At 63.9% G+C, this 6,908-nt stretch carries 8 protein-coding genes; 4 read left to right on the forward strand and 4 right to left on the reverse strand.

Annotation, left to right across the window (positions count from 1 at the left end):
- Positions 1 to 259 (reverse strand): ATP-binding cassette domain-containing protein (locus tag ENZ74_RS16495; RefSeq protein ID WP_127312868.1); only part of this gene is annotated, 259 nt, incomplete at its 3' end.
- Positions 260 to 451: 192 nt separating this feature from the next.
- Between ENZ74_RS16495 and ENZ74_RS16500 the strand changes: the two genes are divergently transcribed.
- From ENZ74_RS16500 to ENZ74_RS16510, 3 genes are all read left to right on the forward strand, one after another.
- Positions 452 to 1,096, forward strand: a complete 645-nt coding sequence (locus ENZ74_RS16500; RefSeq protein ID WP_063169091.1) for a hypothetical protein — start codon at positions 452 to 454, stop codon at positions 1,094 to 1,096.
- A 181-nt stretch (positions 1,097 to 1,277) separates the two neighbouring features.
- A complete protein-coding gene (gene hpt, locus ENZ74_RS16505; RefSeq protein ID WP_013529401.1) occupies positions 1,278 to 1,820 on the forward strand; it encodes a hypoxanthine phosphoribosyltransferase in 543 nt (180 codons plus the stop codon).
- Between the two features lie 74 nt (positions 1,821 to 1,894).
- Positions 1,895 to 2,266, forward strand: a complete 372-nt coding sequence (locus ENZ74_RS16510) for a response regulator (RefSeq protein ID WP_063170346.1) — start codon at positions 1,895 to 1,897, stop codon at positions 2,264 to 2,266.
- Here the strand turns inward: ENZ74_RS16510 and ENZ74_RS16515 are convergent, their stop codons facing one another.
- Complete coding sequence (locus ENZ74_RS16515; RefSeq protein WP_024503766.1) at positions 2,267 to 3,214, reverse strand: DMT family transporter; 948 nt, start codon at positions 3,212 to 3,214, stop codon at positions 2,267 to 2,269.
- 222 nt (positions 3,215 to 3,436) lie between these two features.
- On the opposite strand from ENZ74_RS16515, the gene ENZ74_RS16520 reads away from it, so the two are divergent.
- Positions 3,437 to 4,318: a LysR family transcriptional regulator gene (locus tag ENZ74_RS16520; RefSeq protein WP_024503767.1), complete on the forward strand. Its 882-nt coding sequence runs from the start codon at positions 3,437 to 3,439 to the stop codon at positions 4,316 to 4,318.
- Here ENZ74_RS16520 and ENZ74_RS16525 read toward each other — a convergent pair.
- Both ENZ74_RS16525 and ENZ74_RS16530 read right to left on the reverse strand, forming a co-directional pair.
- Positions 4,297 to 4,668 (reverse strand): glyoxalase superfamily protein, encoded by a 372-nt coding sequence (locus tag ENZ74_RS16525; RefSeq protein ID WP_063169090.1) that lies wholly within the window; start codon positions 4,666 to 4,668, stop codon positions 4,297 to 4,299. The two genes, ENZ74_RS16520 and ENZ74_RS16525, sit on opposite strands and share 22 nt — an antisense overlap.
- A gap of 112 nt (positions 4,669 to 4,780) precedes the next feature.
- Positions 4,781 to 6,908 (reverse strand): TIGR02302 family protein (locus tag ENZ74_RS16530; protein ID WP_127312869.1); only part of this gene is annotated, 2,128 nt, incomplete at its 5' end.

Below are 6,908 nucleotides of genomic sequence, written 5' to 3' on the forward strand. Positions count from 1 at the left end.
CCTGGAACACCACGCCGATCCGGCGTCTGAGATGCGGCAGCTCGGTGCGGGAAATGCGGGAGCGATCCTTGCCGAAGATGGTGATCAGCCCGCGCGTCGGCTTCAGCGACATGAACAGCAGGCGCAGCAAGGTCGTCTTGCCGGCGCCCGAAGGCCCGCTGAGGAACTGGAAGGAGCGCTCCGGAATGTGCAGGGAGATGTCGCGGAGGATTTCCGGACCCATGCCATAGCGGAGGCCGACATTTTCGAAGCGAATCAATTTCGACGACCTGAAATTCGGCACGGCAGTGAGCCGGCCTGTTCTGGGTAAAGACCATCGGCCGGCATGGTTAACCGGCGGTTAATTCCTAGGCTCTTTCGACTCGTCACGAGGGCTCCGGTGGGGAAGCGTTAACCATTTGTGTTTACGCAAAAGAAACGAAAAGCGAACACGTGCTGCAATGCTGGGGCCATGATGGCTGACGATCGAACCGCGCGCCCGGTTTCCGGCGAAATCATGACCGATCCGACGGCAATTGCCGCGGCGGACCGGTTCATGCGCGGTTCGGCCGCCGACATCGTCGATGCCGATTACGTGGTGATGCCGCGCCCTGCACCTGCCGTGGAAAGCGTTTCGCCGCTGCCGCGTGCGATCGTGATGCCACCCATCGAGGGCATGGACATGCTGCGCAAGCCCGAAGCCCCGCCGGAGCGGCCGCCAGCCTCGCGCGGCGGGCCGATCTTCTGGATCGCCGGCATCGGCGCTGCCTTGGCCGCCTTCTGGGTTTCCGGCGGGCACGCGCTGGTGCGCCAGGTGCCGTTCCTGTCCAGCGCGCAAGCGTCGGCGCTCAGCATTTCGGGCGTCACGTCACGCGTCGATGCTTCCGGACCGAACCCTGCGCTGTTCGTCGATGGCGAGGCCGCCAATGACGGCGCCAAACCGGCGCAGCTGCCGCCGCTTGAAATCCGGGTGACCGGCAATGACGGGCACATCACCCGCTATACGTTGGGGACATCCGGCCGTTCGCTGGCCTCTGGCGAAAGATTCGGCTTTGCCAGCCGGCTCGACGTGCCTAGAAACGGTGTAAGAACTGTATCGGTCACCTTCGCCGAATAGCGTGTGCTGATATTCAGGTGAGACTGGCCGCAAACGGCGGTTTCCTGCGCTTCCGGTGCTCACGTACTTCAGTACGCTCCGCTCCGGTTCTCGGAAACCACCGTTTTCGACTCAGCCTGACCTGAATCTCAACACGTGCTGGGCGTGAACGCGTTTAGGCAAGAAATCAGCGGGGCGAAAAATGCCAATTGTACGCGGCAAGGACATCGAAGTCCTGTTTTCTGCATCGGCGATCGCGCGGCGCAATCTCGAACTCGCCAAGGAGATTGCCGGACACGACTACCATGACCTCCTGGTGATCTCGGTGCTGAAGGGGTCGTTCATCTTCGCCGCAGATCTCATCCGCGCCATGCACGATGTCGGCCTGTCGCCGGAGGTCGAATTCATCTTCATCTCCAGCTATGGCGCCGGCACCAGCAGCGGCGAGGTGAGGGTGCTGCGCGACATCGACAATGAGGTCGCTGGCCGCGACGTGCTGCTGATCGACGACATTCTCGAATCGGGCAAGACGCTGAGCTTCACCCGCGAGCTGATGCTGTCGCGGGGCGCCAAGAGCTGTTCGATCGCCGTGCTGCTCGACAAGCGCATGCGCCGCCAGACCGAACTCAATGCCGATTATGTCGGCTTCGACTGCCCCGACTATTTCGTCGTCGGCTACGGCATGGATGTAGCCCATGCCTTTCGCGAGTTGCCCTTTGTCGGTGTCGTCAAAGGGGATGCCTGAGCGGCAGCAAAAAGGTTTGCTGATCCTCAGCGCTTTCAGGAAAAGTCAACTTTTGGCGGCCAAATATGCCGGCCATGGCAAAGCTTCTGATCGTCGAGGACGATGAGTCCGTCCGCACCCTGGCCGCCCGCGCGCTTGAACGCGCCGGGCACACAATCGATATCGCGGCGGATGGCGCGCAGGGGCTTGCGCTGATCCAGGCCGCGCGTGGCGGCTATGATCTCGTCGTCTCCGATATCCGCATGCCGGAGATGGACGGCATCGAGATGGCGATAGCGGCGGCGACATTGTTTCCCGCCATCAAGATCGTGCTGATGACCGGCTATGCCGACCAGCGCGAGCGCGCCGAGGAATTGAACGGCATCATCCTCGATGTCGTGCAGAAGCCTTTCACGCTGGCTGAAATCCGCTCGCGCGTCGAACGGGCGCTGATCTGCTTCGCCTGATCAGGCTGGGTCGGCGGCAGCGAGCACAGGTGGAGTACTCTTGCGCCGTTCGGTGCTGAGCGCCAGCAGGCCGGCGCCGATGATCAAGGCGGCACCGATCACGGTCGTCGACCGCGGCACCTCGGCGAAGAACAGGAAACCCCACAGCGGCGACCACAGGATGCCGGTATATTCGAAGGTGGCAACGCGGTTGGCCGGCGCCATCCGGTAAGCCTGCGACAGCAGGATCATGCCGGCGGAGGCGACGAAGCCGCAGGCGGCCATCTTTAGAAAATCCGGCAGCGTCGGCCAAAGCCATGGCCGTACCAGGAATTCCAAGCTGGGGTGGACGGCGTGGGTTATGCCGGCAAGGTGAAACGCGCCGGCAACCACGGCGGCGCCAACCAGATAGGCGCCGTTCTGATAGAAGGCCATCACGGTGGACGATTCGGTGTCGCCGATCTTGCGGGCCATCAGCTGCGAAAAACCATAGAGCGCCGCCGAGCCCAGCGACAGCAGCGCTGCCCAGTCGAACAGCCCTGCGCCGGGGCGCAGCATCACGAGGACGCCGAACAAGCCGATCAGCACGGTTGCCAGTGTCTGCCAGGAGACGCGCTCGCCAAGGTAGGGCCCGGCGAGCACCATGATGAACAGCGGCGCCATGAAATAAAGCGCCACCGCATCGGCAAGCGGCAAGGCGGCGATGGCCAGGTAGTACATCGTATAGGAGGTGAACTGGATGAAGGCGCGCACCGTCAGCATGCCGAATCGCTTCGACAGGATCGCCCGCAAGCCAACATCAGCATGGACCAGAACGATGAGGATCGGCAGAGCGACGATCGAGCGGATCGCCATCACCTCGGTCACTGGATAACCGCTCGACACGGCTTTGACGAGCGGATCCTGCAGCGAAAAGACCAGCACGCCGAGGCACAGGCTCAGGATGCCGCCCACCATCCGATTTTGCATCTGCATCCAGGCTCCTGCGCGTACGATCCGAAGCTGCCGCCTGCGGGGTAAAAAGAACCCGCCACCGTTTCGGGCAGCGGGCACGAGTGAGGACTCTTGATTGGTCCGCGGCTGATTTCGCAGCCGCATATCCAATGGGTGAGGCGACTATCATCCGCCGTTTGACATGTTGCAAACGAATTGGAATGATGCCAGCAATCAAATTCTCTTATGGCGGATTTCATGCGGCCGACCCTCGACAGCGACCTCCTGCGCACCTTCGTGGCGATTGCCGAGACCGGCAATTTCACCAAGGCGGCGGAGCAGGCCGGCCGCACCCAATCCGCGGTGTCGATGCAGATGAAGAAGCTCGAAGATCTGATCGGCGCCAGCCTGTTCGAGCGCGGTTCGCGCGGCGTCGCGTTGACGCGGCGCGGCGGCGAACTCATCGTCAACGCCCGCCGCATCGTCTCGCTGCTCGACGAGACGTCGGCATCGATGGCGGCAGCGCCGCTTGGCGGGCCGGTGCGCATCGGCATTCCGGAGGAATATGGCCACGCCATCCTATCGCGCGCGCTCGGCGCTTTCTCGAAGCGTCATACGCAGGTCGAGGTCACCGTGCGCTATGCCCATTCCGGGGCACAGATGGCGGCGCTCGCTGCCGGCGAGCTCGATCTGTGCGTGGTGTTCGAATGGCAGGATCCCGCCGGCGGCGAAGTGCTGATGCACGACCCGACCGTGTGGGTGACATCGTCCCTGCATCACATGCATGAGGAACAGCCGGTGCCGATCGCGCTCTACAACCGGGCCGGCTGGTGCAAGGACTTCGCCATCAAATCGTTGGAGCAGCGCGATCTTGCCTATCGTGTCGCCTATACCAGCGACACCACCGGCGGCCTCAAGCTCGCCGTCACCTCCGGACTGGCGATCGCGCCGATCTCGCGCAGCAACATTCCGGACGGCTGTCGTGAACTGACCACGGCGGACGGATTCGGCGCCATCGATTCCTCGAACGTGGTGATGCACCGCAACCCGAACGCGTCAGGCGAGGCGATCGACGGCATGCAGGATGCGATCCGCGAAGCCTTCGTCAACAGGCTCAGTCAGCCGGCGGCATCCTCGTAGAAATGCAGCCTGTTGCCGAACGGATCGGCGACCGATACCTCGCGGGTCTTCCAAGGCGTCTCTTCCACGCCTGGCCTGGCGAAGCGGTAGTTTTTGCCGGTCAGCTCGCCATGAAGAGCCGTGATGTCCTCGACCTCGATGCGCAGGGCGATGCCGGGTGCACCGTCGCCATGATGTTCGCTGAGATGCAGGACGCAGCCGTCGCGGCCGATCGCCATGTAGAGCGGCGCGTCGTCGGCGAAGCGATGTTCCCACTGCACCTTGAAGTCGAGGAAGCCGACATAGAATTCACGCGCCTTGGCAATGTCGAAGATGCGCAGGATGGGTGTGACGGCGCCAAGTCTGGGCATGGTGGTGCAACCGTGCGAGAGGGTTTTCAGGTGGGATGGACGGGGGCGGCAATCCCCTTGTTTTTTCGCAATTCCGGACGGAAAACCGCTTCACACATTTCCTGGAATTGCTCTATTTCAGCTCGAGCAGCCGTTCCAGATAGCTGCGTTCGATGTCAGGGCTGAGCGCATTGCCGAGCCGCTTGCGGATCGCTTCCAGAATCTGGCGGGCGCGCTGGACGTCGATCTCGTCGGGCACCTTCACCGAATCGCCGAAATCGGGACCCTGGCTGGCGCGCGGCCGGCCGAGCGGATCGCGATCGGCGTTCTGCTGGCGGCCGCCTTCCTCGCCGCCACCCTGGTCGCCCTGCATGGCCTGCATCTGCTTCATCATGTCCTTGGCGCCCTTGCGCAGCGCTTCCAGCGCCCGGCCCTGATGGCCGACGGCCGCATCGCCTTCGCCCTCGCCGAGTGCCTGTTCGGCATTGCCCATGGACTTGCCGGCCTCGCCAAATCCTTCATTGGGCTCCATACCCATGCCTTCGAGGCCCTTCTTCAGCTGTTCGAGGTCGCTCTGCAACTGGCCCTGGCCCTGCTGCAGCTGTTTCAGCGCATCGGCGAATTCCTGGGGCGTCATCGGCTTTTGCCGGGCGAGCGGATCGCGGTCTTCGCCGACGCCGGGTCTGTCCTCGTCCTGGCCGCCTTCGCCGAGCTGCTCGTCACGGTTCTGCCCGCGCTGGCGCTCGCCGCGCTGCATCTGATCCATGCGGAAGGTGTCGTTCATCATCTCCTGCTGACGGCGCAGGATCTCGCCCAACTTGTCCATCTGCTGGCGCATCTCGCTGTCCTGCTGGCCGCCTTGCTGCTGACGGCCGGCCTGCAGATTGTTCATCATGTCCTGCAGTTGCGACAGCAATTGCTGGGCCTTGTCGCGATCACCGGACTTCGCCAGGTTCTCGATCTGGTCCATCATGCGATCGATGTCGCTCTGGCGCAGTTCCTGGCCATTCTGCTGCATCTGCGGGGCGTTGGGATTTTGCTTGGCGCGCTCCGCGAATTCCTGCAGGAACTGGTTCATCGCCTCGCGCAGTTCCTTCATCGCCTTTTCGATTTCAGCGTCGCTGGCGCCATTCTTGATGGCGTCCTGCAGCGCCTGTTGCGCCTGGCGCAGCCGCTTTTCGGCGGCCGAAAGATTGCCTTCCTCGATGCCGAGCGCGATTTCCCAGAGATAGGAGACCTCGCTGCGCAATTGATCGTCGCTGTCGGCCATCTTCAGCCGGGTGCGGGCGCTCATGATGGCGAGGTAGTGGGACATGTTGTCGAAGGTGTCTTCCGGCCGCAGCGTGATGGCGTCCATCAGGTCGAGCACGCGCGGCTTGGCGTTGGCGTCGAGCGCCAGCAGGCGGCGCTGTTCGATCACGGCGCGTGCCAGCGGATTGGCGAAAGGCCGCTCCGGCATCAGCAGCGTCTTGGTTTCGCTCGATGCGGTGTGCCCGGCATCGTCGGTGGCGACCAGCGTCAGCTTGATGCTGCTGCCGGCCCAGACATGCTCGGTCAGGTCCTTCGAGGTCCTGGCGGCGTTCGACTTGCCGCCGCGGCGCGGCAGCGTCAGCGGCATTTCAGGTGCACCGTACAGTGGACGCGCATTCGGCGCCTGCGGATCGGCAAGCGCGAGCACCGCCTTGGCGGTGGCGGCGCCATAGTCGTCGTCGATCTGGTAGTTGAGCTCGAAGGCGCCGTTGGCGGCGCGCTTGGGCTCGCCGACGAAGCGGATCTGCGGCGGCTTGTCCGGTACGACCGCGAAGGCCCAGCGGCCGAGCTGGTCCTCGCCCGACGTCAGCGTCAGCGTGCCGTCGCCGGTCAGCTTGCTGGTGAACTGGCGCACCTTGGACGGCGTCGCCGGGCTTGCAGCCGGCTTGGCGGCGGCCTGCGGCGCAGCCGGGTCGATGGCGCGGGAATTGCCATTCTTGTCGGCGTAGCCGAGCGTTTCCTCGCCTGAGCCGCCCGTCACGCGCAGCGAAACGTCACTGCCTTCGGGAACCGTAAAGGTCGGGATGGCCTGGTTGGCGTCGGCGGTCAGGAAGATCGGCGGCTTGCCGGTGTAGGACGGCGGCGTCACCCAGGCGTCGATGCGCGGCGGCACGATATCGCGCGCGCCATGGGCATTGAAGCCGTCGCTGATCCTGCCGCCCGTCGGCCCGAAGGAGAAGGCGAAGGCGGTAACGAGCAAAAGTGCCGCCACCGCGCGCAGGGCCCAAGGG

Source organism: Mesorhizobium sp. M7A.F.Ca.CA.002.15.2.1, assembly GCF_003998715.1.
Taxonomy (GTDB): Bacteria; Pseudomonadota; Alphaproteobacteria; order Rhizobiales; family Rhizobiaceae; genus Mesorhizobium; species Mesorhizobium ciceri.

What these genes read in the sequence shown, in the direction of transcription:
- ENZ74_RS16500 (WP_063169091.1), top strand. Translation starts at nt 452, where the DNA reads ATGATGGCTGACGATCGAACCGCGCGCCCGGTTTCCGGCGAAATCATG.
- hpt (WP_013529401.1), top strand. Translation starts at nt 1,278, where the DNA reads ATGCCAATTGTACGCGGCAAGGACATCGAAGTCCTGTTTTCTGCATCG.
- ENZ74_RS16510 (WP_063170346.1), top strand. Translation starts at nt 1,895, where the DNA reads ATGGCAAAGCTTCTGATCGTCGAGGACGATGAGTCCGTCCGCACCCTG.
- ENZ74_RS16515 (WP_024503766.1), bottom strand. Translation starts at nt 3,214, where the DNA reads ATGCAAAATCGGATGGTGGGCGGCATCCTGAGCCTGTGCCTCGGCGTG.
- ENZ74_RS16520 (WP_024503767.1), top strand. Translation starts at nt 3,437, where the DNA reads ATGCGGCCGACCCTCGACAGCGACCTCCTGCGCACCTTCGTGGCGATT.
- ENZ74_RS16525 (WP_063169090.1), bottom strand. Translation starts at nt 4,668, where the DNA reads ATGCCCAGACTTGGCGCCGTCACACCCATCCTGCGCATCTTCGACATT.